19 protein-coding genes and 2 pseudogenes are annotated in these 16,808 nt (G+C 68.4%); 10 read left to right on the top strand and 11 right to left on the bottom strand.

Translation table 11 applies throughout. The annotated features are described in order from the left end of the window. Both ACRAS8_RS36180 and ACRAS8_RS36175 read right to left on the bottom strand, forming a co-directional pair. A complete protein-coding gene (locus ACRAS8_RS36180) occupies window positions 1-969 on the bottom strand; it encodes a carbohydrate ABC transporter permease (protein ID WP_438490259.1) in 969 nt (322 codons plus the stop codon). A 10-nt stretch (window positions 970-979) separates the two neighbouring features. Continuing rightward, the gene (locus tag ACRAS8_RS36175; protein WP_438490258.1) at window positions 980-2,287 is read right to left on the bottom strand and encodes an ABC transporter substrate-binding protein; all 1,308 of its coding nucleotides are present in this window, start codon (window positions 2,285-2,287) and stop codon (window positions 980-982) included. Window positions 2,288-2,528: 241 nt separating this feature from the next. Between ACRAS8_RS36175 and ACRAS8_RS36170 the strand changes: the two genes are divergently transcribed. Further along, window positions 2,529-3,605, top strand: a complete 1,077-nt coding sequence (locus ACRAS8_RS36170; protein ID WP_438490257.1) for a LacI family DNA-binding transcriptional regulator — start codon at window positions 2,529-2,531, stop codon at window positions 3,603-3,605. A 299-nt stretch (window positions 3,606-3,904) separates the two neighbouring features. Next, window positions 3,905-5,139, top strand: a pseudogene (locus tag ACRAS8_RS36165) (endo-1,4-beta-xylanase). Window positions 5,140-5,409: 270 nt separating this feature from the next. Here ACRAS8_RS36165 and ACRAS8_RS36160 read toward each other — a convergent pair. The 5 genes from ACRAS8_RS36160 to ACRAS8_RS36140 all read right to left on the bottom strand — a co-directional run bounded on the left by ACRAS8_RS36160 (window position 5,410) and on the right by ACRAS8_RS36140 (window position 8,400). Beyond that, entirely contained in the window at window positions 5,410-5,937 is a 528-nt protein-coding gene (locus ACRAS8_RS36160) for an NUDIX domain-containing protein (RefSeq protein ID WP_438490256.1), read from the bottom strand. A gap of 77 nt (window positions 5,938-6,014) precedes the next feature. Next, window positions 6,015-6,272 (bottom strand): hypothetical protein, encoded by a 258-nt coding sequence (locus tag ACRAS8_RS36155; protein ID WP_438490702.1) that lies wholly within the window; start codon window positions 6,270-6,272, stop codon window positions 6,015-6,017. After that, window positions 6,212-6,673, bottom strand: a complete 462-nt coding sequence (locus ACRAS8_RS36150) for a WbqC family protein (RefSeq protein ID WP_438490255.1) — start codon at window positions 6,671-6,673, stop codon at window positions 6,212-6,214. Before ACRAS8_RS36150 ends, ACRAS8_RS36155 begins: the two co-directional genes overlap by 61 nt. Next, the gene (locus ACRAS8_RS36145) at window positions 6,615-7,283 is read right to left on the bottom strand and encodes a YdcF family protein (RefSeq protein WP_438490254.1); all 669 of its coding nucleotides are present in this window, start codon (window positions 7,281-7,283) and stop codon (window positions 6,615-6,617) included. The genes ACRAS8_RS36150 and ACRAS8_RS36145 overlap by 59 nt, the downstream gene beginning before the upstream one ends. Before the next feature lie 16 nt (window positions 7,284-7,299). Continuing rightward, complete coding sequence (locus ACRAS8_RS36140; RefSeq protein ID WP_438490253.1) at window positions 7,300-8,400, bottom strand: helix-turn-helix domain-containing protein; 1,101 nt, start codon at window positions 8,398-8,400, stop codon at window positions 7,300-7,302. A gap of 188 nt (window positions 8,401-8,588) precedes the next feature. Here ACRAS8_RS36140 and ACRAS8_RS36135 point away from each other — a divergent pair, with 188 nt between their 5' ends. The 3 genes from ACRAS8_RS36135 to ACRAS8_RS36125 are packed head-to-tail and all read left to right on the top strand — an operon-like array spanning window position 8,589 to window position 10,110. Further along, a complete protein-coding gene (locus ACRAS8_RS36135) occupies window positions 8,589-9,005 on the top strand; it encodes a hypothetical protein (protein WP_438490252.1) in 417 nt (138 codons plus the stop codon). A gap of 8 nt (window positions 9,006-9,013) precedes the next feature. Next, entirely contained in the window at window positions 9,014-9,424 is a 411-nt protein-coding gene (locus tag ACRAS8_RS36130) for an ATP-binding protein (RefSeq protein WP_438490251.1), read from the top strand. After that, on the top strand, window positions 9,418-10,110 hold the full coding sequence (locus ACRAS8_RS36125; RefSeq protein ID WP_438490250.1) for a hypothetical protein: 693 nt from the start codon (window positions 9,418-9,420) through the stop codon (window positions 10,108-10,110). The genes ACRAS8_RS36130 and ACRAS8_RS36125 overlap by 7 nt, the downstream gene beginning before the upstream one ends. A gap of 257 nt (window positions 10,111-10,367) precedes the next feature. Here the strand turns inward: ACRAS8_RS36125 and ACRAS8_RS36120 are convergent, their stop codons facing one another. The 3 genes and pseudogenes from ACRAS8_RS36120 to ACRAS8_RS36110 all read right to left on the bottom strand — a co-directional run bounded on the left by ACRAS8_RS36120 (window position 10,368) and on the right by ACRAS8_RS36110 (window position 12,467). Continuing rightward, window positions 10,368-10,778, bottom strand: coding sequence for a RidA family protein (locus ACRAS8_RS36120; protein ID WP_438490249.1), 411 nt, complete (start codon window positions 10,776-10,778; stop codon window positions 10,368-10,370). An 809-nt stretch (window positions 10,779-11,587) separates the two neighbouring features. After that, window positions 11,588-12,066, bottom strand: a pseudogene (locus ACRAS8_RS36115) (GNAT family N-acetyltransferase); the annotation flags it as partial. 125 nt (window positions 12,067-12,191) lie between these two features. Beyond that, on the bottom strand, window positions 12,192-12,467 hold the full coding sequence (locus ACRAS8_RS36110; RefSeq protein WP_438490248.1) for a hypothetical protein: 276 nt from the start codon (window positions 12,465-12,467) through the stop codon (window positions 12,192-12,194). A gap of 212 nt (window positions 12,468-12,679) precedes the next feature. Between ACRAS8_RS36110 and ACRAS8_RS36105 the strand changes: the two genes are divergently transcribed. From ACRAS8_RS36105 to ACRAS8_RS36095, 3 genes are read left to right on the top strand one after another with little or no spacing between them, the layout of a single operon-like run. Further along, window positions 12,680-12,859 carry a CopG family transcriptional regulator gene (locus tag ACRAS8_RS36105; protein WP_438490247.1) on the top strand — a complete coding sequence of 60 codons (180 nt, stop codon included), beginning with the start codon at window positions 12,680-12,682 and terminating at the stop codon, window positions 12,857-12,859. A 1-nt stretch (window position 12,860) separates the two neighbouring features. Continuing rightward, complete coding sequence (locus ACRAS8_RS36100) at window positions 12,861-13,205, top strand: VOC family protein (protein WP_438490246.1); 345 nt, start codon at window positions 12,861-12,863, stop codon at window positions 13,203-13,205. Window positions 13,206-13,228: 23 nt separating this feature from the next. Then, window positions 13,229-14,086 carry a class I SAM-dependent methyltransferase gene (locus ACRAS8_RS36095; RefSeq protein ID WP_438490245.1) on the top strand — a complete coding sequence of 286 codons (858 nt, stop codon included), beginning with the start codon at window positions 13,229-13,231 and terminating at the stop codon, window positions 14,084-14,086. Window positions 14,087-14,354: 268 nt separating this feature from the next. Here the strand turns inward: ACRAS8_RS36095 and ACRAS8_RS36090 are convergent. Then, window positions 14,355-15,148 (bottom strand): IS5 family transposase gene (locus ACRAS8_RS36090; protein ID WP_438490691.1). Its coding sequence is split into 2 segments (ribosomal slippage): window positions 14,355-14,813 and window positions 14,816-15,148, totalling 792 coding nucleotides; the frame shifts between segments, so codons are not numbered across the junction. 315 nt (window positions 15,149-15,463) lie between these two features. Between ACRAS8_RS36090 and ACRAS8_RS36085 the strand changes: the two genes are divergently transcribed. Both ACRAS8_RS36085 and ACRAS8_RS36080 read left to right on the top strand, forming a co-directional pair. Then, the gene (locus ACRAS8_RS36085; protein ID WP_438490244.1) at window positions 15,464-15,895 is read left to right on the top strand and encodes a hypothetical protein; all 432 of its coding nucleotides are present in this window, start codon (window positions 15,464-15,466) and stop codon (window positions 15,893-15,895) included. Window positions 15,896-16,260: 365 nt separating this feature from the next. Then, window positions 16,261-16,779, top strand: coding sequence for an RICIN domain-containing protein (locus tag ACRAS8_RS36080; RefSeq protein ID WP_438490243.1), 519 nt, complete (start codon window positions 16,261-16,263; stop codon window positions 16,777-16,779). The last annotated feature ends 29 nt before the right edge of the window (window positions 16,780-16,808 follow it).

The raw sequence follows: 16,808 nt of genomic DNA, 5'->3' as shown, positions 1-16,808 counted from the left end.
TCATCCCTTCCGTGCGCGGCGCGAGACCACCGCCTGGATCAGTGCGATCACGACGATCAGCAGGAACATCAGCCAGGCCAGCGCCGAGGCCCGCCCGGCGTTCCCGTTCGCCCAACCCGTCTGATACAGCAGCAGGCCGAGCGTCTGGTACTGGCCGTTGGCGCCGCCCTGCACCGCCTGCGAGCCGCCCCCGAAGATCAGCGGCTCGCCGAACAGCTGGATGCTGCCGATGGTGGAGATCACGACCGTGAAGACGATGGTGGGGCGGATGCCGGGGATCGTCACGTTCAGGAACTGCTGCCGGCGGGAGGCGCCGTCCAGCGCCGCCGCCTCGTAGCGCTCCTGCGGGATGGCCTGCATGGCGGCCAGGTACAGCAGCGCGTTGTAGCCGGTCCAGCGCCAGATGACGATGGCCGAGACGGCCAGCTGGGCGGACCAGGTGCCGCTCTCCCAGTCCACCCGGCCCAGGCCCAGGCCGTGCAGCGCCCAGTTCACCAGGCCGAAGTCCCGGCTGAAGACGAACTGGAAGAACAGCGCGGCGGCGCCGATCGAGGTGGCGTACGGCACCAGCGACGCGACCCGCCACACCAGTGCGCCGCGCAGCCGGTAGTTCAGGAGGTGCGCCAGGCCGAGCGCCATCAGCAGCTGCGGAACCGCCGAGATGACGCCGAGGGAGAAGGTGTTGCGCAGCGCCTTCCAGAACTGCGGGCTGGTCAGCAGTTCGCCGTAGTGCGCGAACCCGGCCCAGGACAGCGCATTCAGGTCGTACAGCTGCACGTCGTGCAGCGACAGCCAGGCGGTGTAGACCAGGGGGTAGAGGCCGAACGCGCCGAACAGCACGAAGAACGGCGCCGCATACGCGTACGGGGTGGCCTTGAGGTCCCAGCGGTAGAGCCGGCTGCGCCAGGCCGAGCGCCGCGCATCGGATGCGGGTGAAGGCGAGGGGGTGGCCGTGTGGGCGGATACCATGCGGATCGCCTCAGCCCTTCTCGATGGCGGACTTGATCTCGCTCATGGTCTGCCGCCAGGACGTGTCCGGGTCCATGCCCTGCTGCTCGACCCGTGTCAGGCCCTCGGAGAGGGTGGTGGTGATGGTCATCTGGTCGGGGCCGATGTTCAGGGTCGGCATCTTCCGGGCCGCCGCCCCGAAGATCTTCCCGACGGGAGCGTTGTTGAAGTACGGGTTGCGTGTGTCGGAGACCGCGCTCTCCCCGGCGGCGGTCTTCGAGGAGGGGAAGTTGCCCGCGGTGGCGCTGGCGAAGACCTTGGCCTGCTGGGCCGGCGCGGTCAGCCAGGCGGCGAGCTTCTCGGCCTCGTCCCTGACCTTGCTGTTCTTGGGAACGGTCAGGAAAGAGCCGCCCCAGTTGGCGGGGACGGGGGCCTTGGCGATGTCCCACTTGCCTTTGCCCGAGGGGCCGGAGTTCTGGGAGATCTGGCCGAGCATCCAGGACGGGCAGACCACGGTGGCGAACTTGGCAGCCGAGAACGACTTGCGCCAATTGGCCTGGAACTGCTGCAACTTGGCGGTCTGGCCCGAGGTGTTGGCCCGGGCGGCCAGGTCATAGGCCCGCCTGACGCCGGGGTTGCGGTCGTAGACCAACCTGCCGGAGGCGTCGTAGTAGGACGTGACCTGCCCGAAGATCATGGCGTTGTAGAGGCCGTTGCCGGTGTCCATGAAGCGCAGGCCCTTGTCCTTGGTCTGCTTCTGGAACCGCTCGCCGACATCCACGTACTTCGCCCAGTCACCCGCCCACAGCTTGCCGACGGCGGTGCGGTCGGTGGGCAGCCCGGCCTGCTGGAACAGGTCCTTGCGGTAACACACGGCCATCGGGCCGATGTCGGTCCCCAGGCCGAGCACCTGGCCGTCCGTGGTCTTGGCCTGGGCCCACTTCCACGGGTAGAAGGAGTCGGGCCGCACGCCGGGGGCGTGCGAGAGGTCGGCGAACATGCCGGCCTTCCTCCCGGCGATGGTGCGGATGCGGCCCACCTCGACACCGACGATGTCGCCCAGGCCCTGACCGCTGCTCAGCTTGGGCTGAAGGGCCTGCCAGTAGGTGGCCTCGTCGGCGGCGTTGTCCTCCTTGATGGTGATGTCGGGGTGGAGCTTCTCGTACTCCTGGAACAGCCCCGACCTGTTGAAGCCCATGTTGGAGAAGGTGGAGATCCGGATGGTGACCTTTCCGGACACCGAGCCGCCGGAGCCGCCGCAGCCCGTGGCGGCGAGGGCCAGCACCAGCGCCGAGGCCGCGGCCGCCGTTGTGGCTCTCAGGACCCTGCCAGATTTCATCGGCTGCCTTCCGTCGCTCTACGAAAGTTTCGGAATGTTTCTGTTTGGTTCCGGGAAACGTAGGGCACTCGCACAGCAGCGTCAACGGACATTTCGGACGGGCTGTAGAAGGACGAGCCCCAGAAGGAATTCGGCACTCGCATGACGGGCCGTTGCCGAAAATTTACCGAAACGATCGGAGTCGGTTCCGCGTATGCTGGCCACAACAAGCCGACATAGAGACATAGAGATGAGGTCGCCCATGCCCGGCCGACGGAGCAGCGGCGGAACGACGGGCACGTCCGGCGCTACTGTTCCCCCCGCCCGGATCACCATCGCCGAGATCGCCCGTGAGGCCGGGGTGTCGGCACCGACGGTCTCCAAGGTCCTCAACGGCCGGGACGAAGTGGCGCCGGAGACCCGGGCGCGCGTCGAGGAGTTGCTGAAGCGGCACAACTACCTGCGCCGCCGCGCCCGTCCGAAGAAGACGGTCGGCCTGGTCGACCTGGTCATCCGTGAGGTGGACGGCCTGTGGGCGGGCGAGGTGATGCAGGGGGTGCAGGGCGAAGTGGCCGGCCTCGATGCCGAGGTGGTCGTGACCGTGACGCACGCAACCACCGCCGGCCCCCTGCGCTGGCTGGACAATCTGGCCAAGCGTGGCTCGGATGGCATCATCCTGGCGGTCACCGACCTCACCCCGGCGCAGCGCAAGCGCGTCGACTCCCTGGGCATCCCGCTGGCCGTGGTCGACCCGGTCGGCAGCCCCGACGCCGCAGTGCCGTCGGTCGGCGCGACCAACTGGCAAGGCGGCATGGCCGCGACCCAGCACCTGATCGACCTGGGGCACCGCAGGATCGGCATCCTCCAGGGCCATGAGGACGTCCTGTGCGCGCGGGCACGCCTGGACGGGTACCGCGCGGCGCTTGAGGGAGCCGGCATCGAGGTCGACCCTGCGCTCCAACAGCCCGGCGACTTCTACTACACGACCGGATTCTCCGGAATGCGCGACCTGCTCGCGCTCGCCGACCCGCCCACCGCGGTCTTCGCGAGCAGCGACCTGATGGCCCTGGGCGCATACGAGGCGATTCGACAGGCCGGACTGCGGGTCGCGACCGACGTGAGCATCGTCGGCTTCGACGACGTTCCGAACGCCGCCTGGGCATCCCCGCCGCTGACCACGGTGCGCCAGCCGTTGCGCGAGATGGCAGCCCTCGCAGCCCGCATCGTGCTGCAGGGCGCGGACACGGTGCTCCCCGGCGGCATGCTGCGGATGGAGCTGGCCACGCACCTGATCGTCCGGGAGAGCACCGGGCCCGCGCCCGGCATGTCCACCACCTGAGCCGGGCGCCCGACCTTGTCGCGTTGCCGGTGCGGCCGGCGAGTCAGGGTGCGCAGGGGGCGCAGAACGGCCACAGGGCAGATGCCGAGCGCTTCGAAACTTTCGAGCCGACGGGTAGTCGAGAGGTCTTCTCGAGCCGACTGAGGTTGTGGGTGCGCAGGTCTGTTGACGCCAGGGGGAGCGGGCTTCTAGGGTCCCTCACACAAATTCGGAAATTCTTCCGAAAGTTTCGGACAGCGGAGTGCCCGCCTGACCGCGTACGCCGGCAGACCCTGTCCACCACCGAAGAAGGGGACAAGATGGCCGCCCGCACAACCATCGACCCGCCTCCTGAGCGCAGGCCCCGACGCTCGCGCACCCGCACCGCACTCGCCCTCGGCACGGCGGGGCTGCTCGCCGCCGCCGGCGTCACCGTCCTCGCGGGCACCGCCCTCGGGGGCACCGCCCAGGGCGCCAGTACCCTCGGCGCCGCGGCCACCGAGAAGGGCCGCTACTTCGGCACCGCCGTCGCCGCGAACCACCTGGGCGAAGCCCCGTACGTCTCGACGCTCGACACCGAGTTCAGCTCCGTGACGCCGGAGAACGAGATGAAGTGGGACGCCACCGAGCCCACCCGTGGCACCTTCACCTTCGGCTCCGCCGACCAGATCGTGGACCACGCCCAGAGCAAGGGCATGAAGGTCCGCGGGCACACCCTGGTGTGGTACTCCCAGCTGCCCGGCTGGGTCGGCGGCCTCAGCACTGCCGACGACGTCAGGTCGGCGATGAACAACCACATCACTCAGGTCATGCAGCACTACAAGGGCAAGATCCACTCCTGGGACGTCGTCAACGAGGCTTTCCAGGACGGCGACAGCGGCGCCCGGCGCAGCTCGCCCTTCCAGGACAAGCTCGGCGACGGCTACATCGAGGAGGCGTTCCGCACCGCCCGTGCCGCCGACCCGGCCGCCAAACTCTGCTACAACGACTACAACATCGAGGGCATCAACGCGAAGAGCAATGCCGTCTACAACATGGTCAAGGACTTCAAGGCACGCGGCGTACCGATCGACTGCGTCGGCTTCCAGTCCCACTTCAACAGCGCTTCCCCGGTCCCGTCCGACTACAAGGAGAACTTGCAGCGCTTCGCCGACCTCGGCGTCGACGTGCAGATCACCGAGCTCGACATCGAGGGCTCGGGCACGGCACAGGCCGACAGCTACGGCAACGTCGTGCGCCCCTGCCTGGCGGTCTCGCGCTGCACCGGCATCACTGTCTGGGGCGTCACCGACAAGTACTCGTGGCGGGCGGGCGGAACGCCGCTGCTCCTCGACGACAACTACAACAAGAAGCCCGCGTACAACACGGTGCTGACCACGCTCGGTGGCACCCCCGGCTGAACAGCTGCCTACAGCAAGGCTGCGGCAACGTCATGACGATGAGGCCGAACAGCAACGGCAGCCTGGCCGCCGGAACATCGACGATCTTCGGCTTCACCGGTCATGAAGAACGGCACCGGCACGGCACAGTGATCGGCTCCTCCACCGCATGCTGACCGACCCCCGGTACGTGTCCGGTGCGGCATCCACGCCGCCCTTGCCCCATGGGCCCTCGTTCTCATGCCCAGAAACACCAAAACGGACGACATCGGCATCACGATGCCGCCCGTTCGGTCGGTGCAGTCGGACACCTTCCGTCGGTGTCCCCGATCGGACACCGTGGTGAGAAGTCCCCGGTCAGCCTCTCCGCTCCGGCCGACTCACCCCGGAGCCAGCCGAAAACTGGACGCAGCCGTGAGAAATCCGCCTTCGACAGGCAGTCACGGTCACACCCAGGTGTAGTTCTCGTCTGTAACCGCGTCGAGGGCGGCGTCGGCGACGGCGGCTCGGGGGTTGGGCAGGACCGCCAGTGCAGGCCCGATGGGTGGGAAGATCGACAGTTCGGCGGTCTTCCGGTAGTCGACCCACTCGATGACACCGACCTCGTGGCTGCCATCGGGCAGTTCGTCCAGCTCCTGCTCTGCGAGGGTTGCGCGGAGTTCGGAGGTGATGTGGAGGCGGTAGAGCAGGTGGAGCTTGCGCGGCGGCAGGGTGGGGCCGGGACGGCTGACGCGCTGGTCTACGACCCACATCAGGTCGCCGCCGTCGGCCTGGTCGATGTCCAGGTCGAGTTCTTCAGCGAGCTCCCGGCGCAGGGCCTGGTGGAGATCCTCGCCGTCCTCGACGTTGCCGCCGGGCGGGGTGTAGTGGGTGGAGTCGGCGCGGTCGCGGCGGATGAGGGCGACGTCGTCGCCGCAGAAAACGAGGGCCCCGGTGCGGATCTTGATTCGGGAGAACGGTGTCGTGCTTGTCATGGCGGCCAGTATCACGGCCGCGCACGCGGCCCTTGCCCTCAGCCATGCTTGTGTGCTGATCCAGGCGTCCGGCAGCGCTAGCACGTGGCGCCGTAGGCGGCAGCCGGTTGTGCGCATGGGCTGCGGCTGGAGGTATTCATGCCGCCGGTCCCGCACAGATACGCGCGGGCGCCGGTCGCGGCGGCCAGATCGGTGAGCCGCTGAGAGCGGCCGGGCCGGGCGGGCAGTCGGCTGCCGGACAGGATCTGCCCCGGCCAGCCGAACAGGTCCAGCATTACGCGGGTAGAGGTCTCGGCGACGGCGGCGGTCCGGCCGGTGTCGAACGCGGCCAGCATCTGCTGAAGGGCCTCCTCGAAAGCGGGCCGGTGGGGCTGGAGCGATAGGTCTGCCGCAGTACCCCCGCGGTCCTTCGCCGGGCCAGGTCGGCATCGACGATCAGAGCATCACAGATGGCCGTCTGGCGGCCGTGGGGCAGACGGGTGGGGATGGTCAGCCACCGGCGCCCCTCCGGCTCGCCAGGGGCCGTCAGGAGGGCCCGGTGCTGGTAGTCGCGGCGGGCGAACTGCACGTCGTCCAGGACGATCCAGTAGTCCGCCGCGAACAGCTTCGCCAGCGTGGTCAGCCAGGGCAGGAAGTTGGGCTGGTGGATGGCACACAGCCCGCCCGGGGCCAGCAGATCAGGAGTCGAGGAGTCGGCTGGTGAAACCGTCGCGGATGAGGGATTCGTACGCGCCATGCACGTCCTCCGGGACGTCCTGCTCGATGGCGAATCCGAGCTTCGGATACTCGATCACCCGCTGGAGGTCGCCCACGAGCTGGTCGACGACGTGCTTGTCGTCGCCGATCGTCTTGAGGTAGTCGTCGAATTCCAGTGGCGCCGAGGCACAGACCACCTCCACCTCCGGCCAGACCTTGCGGGCGGCGGCGAAGGCGCGTCGCTCCATATAGGGCATGGAGGCCAGCAGCACGGTCTTGGGGACAATCCCGGCGGCGGCCAGGACGTCGCGGGAGAGGGTGAGGTTCTGGCCTGTGTTGCGGGCCTTGGGCTCCAGCAGGATCGCTTCGGCGGGGACGCCGAGCTCGATGACGTGCTCGCGGAAGTGCACCGCCTCGCCGCGGGGGAACCGTTCCGGGGCGGTGGGGTTGGGGCCGCCGGTGAAGACCAGCGTTGGGAACAGCCCGGCCCGATAGAGCTCGGCGCAGAAGGCGGGGACGCCCAGGTCGTGGCTGCCCAGGCCGATCGCGGCGTCTACCGGCCGCACCTCATGCTGCATCTGGTGGTAGTCCCAGATCAGCTTGGCCTGCTGACGCTGGTCGTCGGTGATGGCCCGCTGGTTGTCCGTCACTCGCGTCTCTCCCTGGTCACCGTCGCCGGGGACGCGGTGTCCCCTGGATCGCGGTCCGGATGCCCTCGATGTTGCGGAGTTGGTGGCTCATGCCGTATTGCGCGGCCATCTTCGCGGCTTGGTCGAGGACGTGCAGTCCATCATCCCGGGTGGCCGGGTCGGAGAGCAGGATGTGACCGTGGGCGGTGTCCAGACGCACGCGTTGCATCGGCGAGTCGGTCGTGCCGGTGCTGCGGGCGATGTCGATGAAGTGCAGGGCTTGGGTGAGGTCGCCGGCGCCGCGGTGGGCGAGGGCGAGTTTCTGGTGGGCGACGGACCAGTCTTCGGGCTCGGCCAGGTCCTCGAAGTCGCAGGTCGCGGCGAGCATGACGCGGGCGGCATAGTCGTGGTTGCCGTCCTTGCTCAGCGCGGTTCCCACCCACAGCCGGGCCCTGGCCCGGTCGCGGCGGGAGAGCCAGTCATCCACCGCCAGGGTTTCGTAGTGGCGGCCGGCGATCTCCAGCTTGCCGGACATCTCTGCGACCACCGCTGGCGACAGGTCGAGCTGGGCGATGCGGCGGGGGATGTCGAGCTGGGTGAACGCCGAGCGGGCGCCCACATACGCGTGCTGGGCTGACAGCGGCCCCAGCACGGCCCCCTGATCGCGCTGCAGATCGCCGAGCAGGGCTGTTGAGCGGGCGAACAGATACAGGCCCTTGTCGTCCAGCTCGGCCGGCTTGAACCTGCCGGGCCAGCGGCCGAGCAGGTTGTCGGCGAACGCGAAGCTCTGGCGGGACAGCGCGACCACGACCCGGTCCAGGTCATCGGTCCAGGACTCGTACTCCCAAGCCCTCGGGCCGGACGCCGTTACCCGCCGTCCCGGCCCGGCCGCCGGGCGGCCGGCCTCGGACAGCAGTGTCTCGCACCGCAGATGCACCGCGGTGTCCGCGCGTGCCAGTGCGGTGTCCAAGATCGCTTGAGTGTCGGGCCTGGGCTCGGTGGACTCACGGAGCCGGTCCCACTTGGCGACAGTGCGGTGAGCGACGCCGAGGTGCTGGGCGAAGGCCCTGACGCTCATCCGCAGCGCGAGCCGCAGGGCATGGGCCTCCGGGCCGCTCCAGTGGTGCACGGTCGCCACGTGTTGCTCCTTTCCGCTCAGCATCGAAGCACGACGCAGGCAGGTGGGGGCACGCAAGTGCAACGGAAGTACAACAGCGGGTCATTTCACGGGGGTTGGAGCAGGGCCACTCTCGAAACAGCTTGTCCGGATCCTGTCGGACCGGCTGCCTCTTCCACCCCTTTTTGATCCTTTGGACGGACACATATATGGAACCCCTCACGGAGCATCGCCCGATCAACGGCCCGGTCGTTTACGGCTTCCTTCGGCTCCTCAAAAGCTCCGCTGCCCGGCAGACGGCCCTGACCGGGACCCTGGCGGAGTACTGCCGCAGCCATGAACTGGTGCTGGGAGCGATCTTCATCGACCGCGGCGGCAACAGCGCTCACGGCGCGGCGTTCACCGGGCTGCTGGACGTGCTCGATCTGCCGGACGTCTACGGAGTGGTCCTGCCTGCCGCCTCCCACCTGGGGCCCAAGTCGATAGCCGCCGAGCGGCAGCGGGAGATCCCCCGATCCGGAGTCCGGCTGATGGTCGTCCGCGACAGCAAGCCGTCGCGCCGGACGCCGCCCCGCTCTCGCCGCCGCACCCCCAGCTCAGCCCCAGCCCTGGACGCCGAGACATGAGGCTCGCCATGCCCGATGCCATCAAACGCTTCTTCGCCCCTGTCCCCGAATCCGTGGGTCAGGCCCGGGACTTCGTCGTTCGCACCCTTGCCACCTGGAACCTGGAGGGGCGGGCCGATGATGTCCGCCTCTGCGTCTCCGAGCCGGCCACCAACGCCCTCGCGCACGGCACACGCCGCGGCCGTGGCTTCCACGTCGCTCTGAGCGCCGAGGACGGCATCGTCCGCGTCGAGGTCCACGACTCCAGCCCCCGCCGGCCCCGGCTGAGTCGCCCCACCAGCGACGACGTCTCCGGCCGCGGCCTGCACATCCTCGCCATACTCTCCGACGATTGGGGCGTCGAGGATCGCGGACTGGCGGGCAAGGCCGTCTGGTCACGCTTCAAGACCGCCCCGGCTCCCCAGGGGGCACCATGCTGACCACCCACCCCCTGCCGGCCGCCGCGGGCTCGGGGCCTGGCCTGCTGGCCGCCCTGGGCGCCTGGACCTGGCTCGGCGTCGACCCGGCCGACACCGACCTCGCGCATCTCCCCCTGGCCCACCCGCCCGGCCGCACCGAACACGACACCGCCGCTGCCATAGAGGCCCGCATGCGGCACCTCTCCGCATCCCTGGGCGGCCTTGCCGAACCGCAAGATCAGGTCCCTGACCTTGGGGAATGTCTGCTGATCGTGGACACCACCACGGTGCTGCTGCGGTTTAACGGCTCCCGCTTCGGCACCCGGCTGCCGGTCCGGCCCGGCTGGACCCGGCACGTCCGCGACCACGGTCAGGCCGTCATGAGCGGATCGCCTTTCCCCGCCGCCACCTCCCCGAGGGAAGCATGGACATGCTCTGCCCCAGGACAAAGAGCAGATCGATCCGGCTACACCGCTACAGGAGACATGCCCCCCAGACATCACCGCCGCCGAATCCACGCCCTGCCCGCGCTCTACAAGGCTGCCGCCGAGAGCCTGCCGACCCTCGCGGACAAGGGCTACATCGGCGCGGGCATCGGTATTCGCGTCCCGGTCCGTCGCCCGAAGGGCCAGTCCGAGCAAGCCCTCCATGTCGACACCCGAACGGCAAATGGCCTGATCAGGTGCGTCCGATCGCTCGGCGAGTGAGCCGCCGCCGAGCTCAAGGAACGCTGGCGCGCGCTCATGCATGTCACGCTCAGCCCGTGCCGCATCGGCGACATCGCCCGCGCGGCCCTCGTCCTCAACGGGCAATGGAAGTGATCCTCGTGTCTTGAAGACCGTCGCGGCGGCGATGTCTCCGTGGGTTCGAATCGCGCAGGCTCGACGCGAGAACGGTCTCAGAGCAGCAACACCGTTCGGGCGCCGCGTGGTTGTCGGGTGGCCGTGTCGGTCGTCCGTCGAACTCAGGAATCGAGGATGGCAGCGACGGCCTCGATCTCGACGAGCTGGTTCTCGTAGCCGAGTACAGTGACGCCCAGCAACGTGCTGGGGACATCGTGGTCACCGAACGCGTCCCGGACCACCTCCCAAGCGGTCACCAGGTCCTTGCGCCGGTCCGAGGCGACGAGGACGCGCGTGCTGATGACGTCCTGGAGTGTTGCACCGGCGGCGGCCAGAGCCGTCTCCATGTTCTTGACTGCTTTGGCAGCCTGGCCCGTGTAGTCCCCGATCGCTGCCGTGGAGCCGTCGTTGTTCAGCGGGCAGGCACCGGCGAGGAAGATCAGGCGGGAGTTGGCGGGTGCCGTGGCCGCGTAGGCATACTCGGCGACGTCGGAGAGGGCGGCGGAGCGGATCAGAGTGATGTTACGAGGCATGTCGGCCAGTCCTTTCGCGTTGAAGGTTGAGCGTGGGCATTTTGCCAACGCTCTGGCGGGTCCCGCCTCTCCATTCCTCTCCGCCCCCACGCGATGAGCGGCTGCGTCACGGGTTCCAGCCGCAGCTGCCGACGCTGCCAGGGGACCGGTTCGGACGGGCCGATCCACCCGACTCACACCACTCCTTCGCGAAGATCATTTCCCTGAGAAAACGTCACTTGGCAACGGAAAGCGGTGAAGCGGAATCAGAAGAGGACGAAGAGGGCCCAGAAGGGAGCGAGGATTAAGTACATCTGGCAGTCCGAATAATGCTGAGCCCTGGGGTGTTCAGAGACAGGTCCGTGGTTTTCCTCTAATGGGTCGAGCAGAGCGTTAAAGGGAAGGCGGCCACTTCACTGTCCCAGGCGACCCGGGCGCGGAGACTGAGCCTCCAGAGGTCACCGCCGCGAGACCCTCCGATCTCAACACGCAGAACTTGACAGGGGACAGGTCCGCAGGCCGAGGCCCACCTCGCCCTCGGTGACATGGACGCCGCCCTCGACATCGGCCACCAGGTCATCGACACATGGGCGGCGTCGACTCCGCCCGCACCACCAGCGCCCTCACTGAGCTCCGCGGACAGCTCACCGGCCACCAGCACGTCCCCGCCGTGGCCAACTTCCTGGATTTCGCGGCCTGAAGGCACCGCTCGCTCCGGAGCCGGCGAGCACGGTAAGCCCGTGCCAGGGGGCTGCATGCGATCGCCATGCGGACGGTGCCGTGTCGCAGTTCCGCGCGCCTGCGGCGACCATCACGCTGGCGCGCGCCGGTCAGGCAGCGATGTGCAGGTCCCGGAGCATAACTGTGAAGTTCGGGGAGTCCGGGAATGGCTGACGATTCCCGGCCTTGCGGTACCCCCACGCCTCGTAGAGCGCTTGCACCTTGAGGTGGTCGGGGTCGACAAGGAGCACGGCCAGGGCCTCTGGCCGGCTGGCGAGCAGGGCTGCATGGAGCCGCCGCTCCGCGGTTCCTGTCTTCCGCCACGCCGGCCGGACCATCAGCTCAGAGACCGACAATGTCGAGGCGTCTGCCGGTGGTTCGCTCACGTGCTCGCGCCACCATTCGCGCCCCTCCGTCGCCGGGGCCCCATAGACGAAACCAACCGGCTCGGCGTTCTGGTAGCCGATCACGCAGGAGAAGCCAGGGTTGCCTCCCAGTGGTCGACGAACCAGGGAAACCGCTGGGTGAACTCGTCGTCCTCCAACTCGTCGGCGTACGCGTCAGCATGTACGGCGAGGAGTGTTTGACGGCCAGCGAGTTTCGTGCCGCCTCGTACGGCTACCCGTGCGGGCGATCGCGGGCCGGTTTCCCTGGAGTTGGCGGTTGTCTCAGGACGAACGCCGTTTCCCCGAGCGCGCCTCAGCGCGATGTGGGTCAGCCAGGCCATCCCGAAGGTGAAGGGCACGGCAGTGTTGTCGGCAGGGACGGGAACGGTGGAGCGATCGCCATGACGGCCAGCGGTGTCCAGACCCGCAGCAACGTGTGGTGAACGGCCGTCGAACCCGGAGCGAGCCTGCCCAGGAAGGGTACGGGAAAGCCGATCACGCCGAACGGGATGGTGAGGCCCGTATGCTTCACCGCCTCGAACACCGTCCAGGCGAGCAGGAAGAGCCCGAGCACACCCCAGGCCAAACGTGCCGCCCAGAACACCGGACTCGTCGTGGCACTGGCGGTCTCACGCGTCGTCCTGTCTCTCTTCCCGTGTCACGTGCTCAAGTGTCGGGACAGCACCTGCTCTTCGGGGACTGGCGCGGTGGTGAGCACCGGGTTGACGAGGAGCACCAGCCACAGCATCTCGGGATCGCACTCGGTCTTGGTCGGGCTATCTTGCTAGCATGCTAGCAACGAGTTAGCCTGGACTCGTGGGCGATGAGGAAGTCAAGCAGTTCAACGTGTACCTGCCGATCGGGCTGATCAAGCAGGTGAAGTACCGCGCCATCGAGACGGGCATGTCGCTGTCGGCACTGGTCGCCGAGGCGCTGCGTGCCTACCTCGACGACACCCATGGGCAAGAGCGCCAATCGACCGAGAAGGAGGCATGACATGGCAACCGAGGGAATCGAAGCCCTGTTCCTGGAGACCCACAACTGGGGCAAGGCGGCACGTTTCTTCCAAGCGCTGGGCTACGAGCTGGAGTTCGAGACGGGCCACAGCTCCGGCCAACTCCGCAATGGCGACGGTCCCTACGTCTTCATCGCGGAGGTGCCCGAGGACCGGGAGCCTCAGATGCAGGTCGTGCTGAAGGTGCCGGACGCGGACGCGTTCCGTGCCGATACGGCCGTCGAGGTGGTGACGCCGTTCGAGGACACCCACTTCGGGACCAGGTTGATGACGGTCCGCGACCCCGACGGGCGGCTGTGGAGCCTCCAGGCTCCGGTCAAGAACTGACTGCGACGGAGAAAGGGAACACCATGGCAGACGAACCGACCGCGGCGCCGGACGGCACCGCGGTGCGGACCGCCCTCTGGCGGGCGATGCACGTCCAGGTCGACCGGCCGCCCCACGTTTTCGAGGACGAGATCGGCCTGAAGCTGGCGGCCCCCGACGACGACTGGCGCCGCCGCCCCGACATGGACCCGCACCTCACCAGCGGGTTCCGGGCGGCCATGGCGGCCCGCGCCCGGTTCATCGAGGACCTGATCACCGAGCAGGCCGACCGCGGCGTCACCCAGTACGTCATCCTGGGAGCCGGGCTGGACACCTTCGCCCAACGCAGGCCGGAGACCGCCTCCCGCCTGCGGATCTTCGAGGTCGACCAGCCCGGCCCGCAGGCGTGGAAGCGCCGTCGGTTGGTCGAACTGGGCTACGGCATCCCCGACTGGCTGCAGCTGGTGCCGGTCGACTTCGAGACGAGCGAGGACTGGCTGAAGAAACTGATTGCCGTCGGCTTCGACCCCGGCCAGCCGGCGTTCATCGCGTCCACCGGCGTCACGATGTACCTCACCGAGGACGCCACTGCGGCCACCCTGCGCCAGGTCGCCGGGCTCGCCCCCGGTTCCACACTCGTGATGACCTTCCTCCTGCCGCCCGAACTGCTCGACGAGGCCGATCGCCCCGGCCTTCGGGCGAGCAGGGAAGGTGCGCGCGCGTCCGGAACGCCGTTCATCAGCTTCTACACCCCGGAGGAGATGCTGGCCCTCGCCCGCGAATCCGGTTTCGCGGACGCCCGACACGTGTCGGGGGCTTCGTACGCCGGGCGCTACTTCGCCGATCGCACCGACGGCCTTCGCCCGTCGACCGGAGAGGACGTGCTGCTCGCCGCCACCTGACCCTCGTCGACCCGGCGAATCGGGCAAGGATGCTCCAGCCGGTCACCGCTGCGTCGTAGCCGCGACCGAGACGTTGGTCAGGGCGCCCCTGCTTTCCATCGGCAGAGTCCGCCTCCGTCAATGACGGACCAGCCCACCCATGATCGGACGCGCATAGGTCCCGCCAGTGGACACAGAACGTCACAGCTCCGTGATTCGTCCAGTAGCTACGCCTGTTCTGCTGGCATGGGCCTATGGCGCCTACCTGCGCAAGCTCTAAGACGTCGTCTCAGTTGGTGAGTCTGCGATAGCAGATCAGGCTGCAGGCGATTGCGGTGAAGGCCAGGAAGTGCTCGGCTTTGCGTTCGTAGCGGCGGTGGAGGCGGCAGCAGCCGGCGAGCCATGACATGGTGCGCTCGATGGTCCAGCGGTGCCGGCCCAGTCGAGTGGAGGACTCGATGCCCTTGCGGGCGATTCGGTGCCGGATGCCGCGTTTGCGGAGCCATCGACGCAGGTCGTCGTAGTCATAGCCCTTGTCCGCGTGCAGCTTGGCGGGGCGTCGTCTGCGCGGGCCGCGGCGGGAGCGGATGGGTGGGATCCCGCGTACGAGGGGCTTGAGGGCCTGACTGTCGTGGAGGTTGGCGCCGGAGATGCCGATGGACAGGGGCAAACCGGTCCGCTCGATGATCAAATGGATCTTTGAGCCTTTCTTGCCCCGGTCGACCGGATTCGGACCTGTCAGTTCCCCCCTTTGAGGGCTCGCATGTTCACCGAGTCGATCGCGCAGCGCGACCAGTCGAGATCGCCGCGCGAGCCCAGTTCATCAAGGATCAGCCGGTGCAGCTTCGCCCAGACGCGGGCGGTGGACCACTCGGTGAAGCGTCGGTGCGCGGTCGGCCCCGACGGCCCGAAGGCGGGTGGCAACTGTCGCCAAGTGCAGCCCGTTGTGGCCACAAAGATGATCGCCGCGAGCACCTCGCGGTCACCGTATCGACGCCGTCCCCCACCCTGCGGCCGTGACGGAGCGGGCGGCACCACCCGCTGGAACAGGTCGTACAACTCGTCCGGCACCAAACGCTCCACGATCAGCACGAGTCAAGGCTACCGACAAGGCCAAATGAGACGATGTCTTAGTGGTCGGCTCTGGAAGTCCCACAGGTGTTGACTCCAGAGTCGGTGTCGTGTGTGGCGTTCGGCCAGATGCCCGGGGCAAGGTAGAGGCCGCAGGCGCAGTCGGCCGACGGCGTATCCTCGTGCCGGCTTGTGAACCTACTTGTGAACTTAACGGGCCTGGATGCCGTCCTAATAATTCCTAGGAGAGTAGGGGGAGTTGAGATGACGGGTGTTGAGGTAGCTGTCGGGGTCTTATTCGCCTGGGCGGTGCAGAAGGCCAGGCGCGTGGCCGGGCGGGCCGATGCAGAGGTCGACCGGGCGCTGGACGCGGCGATGAACGAACTCCATGACCTGGTGAGTACGAAGCTGGGCGAGCAGCCCGCGCTGCTGGAGCTGACCGCCGAGGCCGCAGAGCAGGCCGAAGCAGCCGGGACGGAGGAGGCCGCCGTGCCCACCGGCCCCGTCCGGCAGCGGATGCAGCGCGCACTGGCGGACGCGGCCGAGCACGACGCGGACTTCGCCGCTGCTCTGGAGCGCGCCGTCCAACAGGTGCAGGATGCCCGGAACCGCACGGCCGGTCAGGCGACGGCGGAAGGTGCCGGAGGCGTAGCCGTCAACGGCACCGTCAACGTCACCGCCCAGAGCGGGGGCGCAGCCGCCATGACCATGGGGAACGTGACGCTGAACCCTCCGCAGCCGGGCCCGCAGCACGGCTGAGCGCGCCCGGCGTCCACCAAGCCACCCGGGCCGCGCAAGCTCCTGAGGCCACACAAGCCGCGCTCCCACACGTCCCCGGCGGGAGCGTCACCCACGCCACGAACGGCGGAGTAGCGGTCGGGCACATCGAACACGTCTCCTACGTCCGGAAGCTACGCCGCGCGCGGGTCCTGCTAGCCGTGGTGCCCGTCATCACGGCGGGCGGGACATTCTTGGCCATGATGCTCGCGCCGCACCAGTCCACCCCCGGAGACCGGCCGCGGGCGCAGGGAACACCGTCTGCCTCGGCGTCGTCCCCTCCGTCCCCGTCGGCCTCCACCGCGTCCCGGTCCCCCGAAACGTCATCCCCCTCGCCCTCCACGCCCGTGCCAGGCCCGCACGGCAACGACGGCCCGGCACCGACACTGCCGCAGCCGCCCGCGCCGACGACGCCGAGCCCCACCACCGGCGGCTCGAACGGGCACTCCAATCCGACGACACTCTCCCCGGGCTCCAGCTCCCATCTGCAGAACGTCGAGGCCCGCAAGTGCGTCGCCGGTGACGGCACCTTCATGTCCATCGGCTCGTGCAGTGCCAGCTATGCGTATACCTGGAAGCTGCTCCCCACCGCAGGCAACACCTTCGAGCTGGTCAACCGGGCCAGTGGCTCCTGCCTGACGGCACCCCCGGGCAACGACTACCAAGTCAGCCTCACCAACTGCAGTGCCGGCAACATCCACTGGCGCATCGACACCACGTCCGCGGCAGGCCAGACCGTGAAGAGCGCCGAGACCGACCACTGCCTGGAGATCGACTCACAGCCTTTCAGCGGCACCTTGGTGATGGTGACCACCTGCAACAGCGACGATCCGAAGCAGCTGTGGAGAGGCGGCGGGGCGGGCTGAGTGGTCTGCGCCGTAAATCCGTCGGGGGT

This window comes from Streptomyces sp. S186 (assembly GCF_051603415.1).
GTDB lineage: Bacteria > Actinomycetota > Actinomycetes > Streptomycetales > Streptomycetaceae > Streptomyces.
Note: the sequence above shows the minus strand (reverse complement) of the source record. Positions and strands in the feature narration are given on the sequence as shown.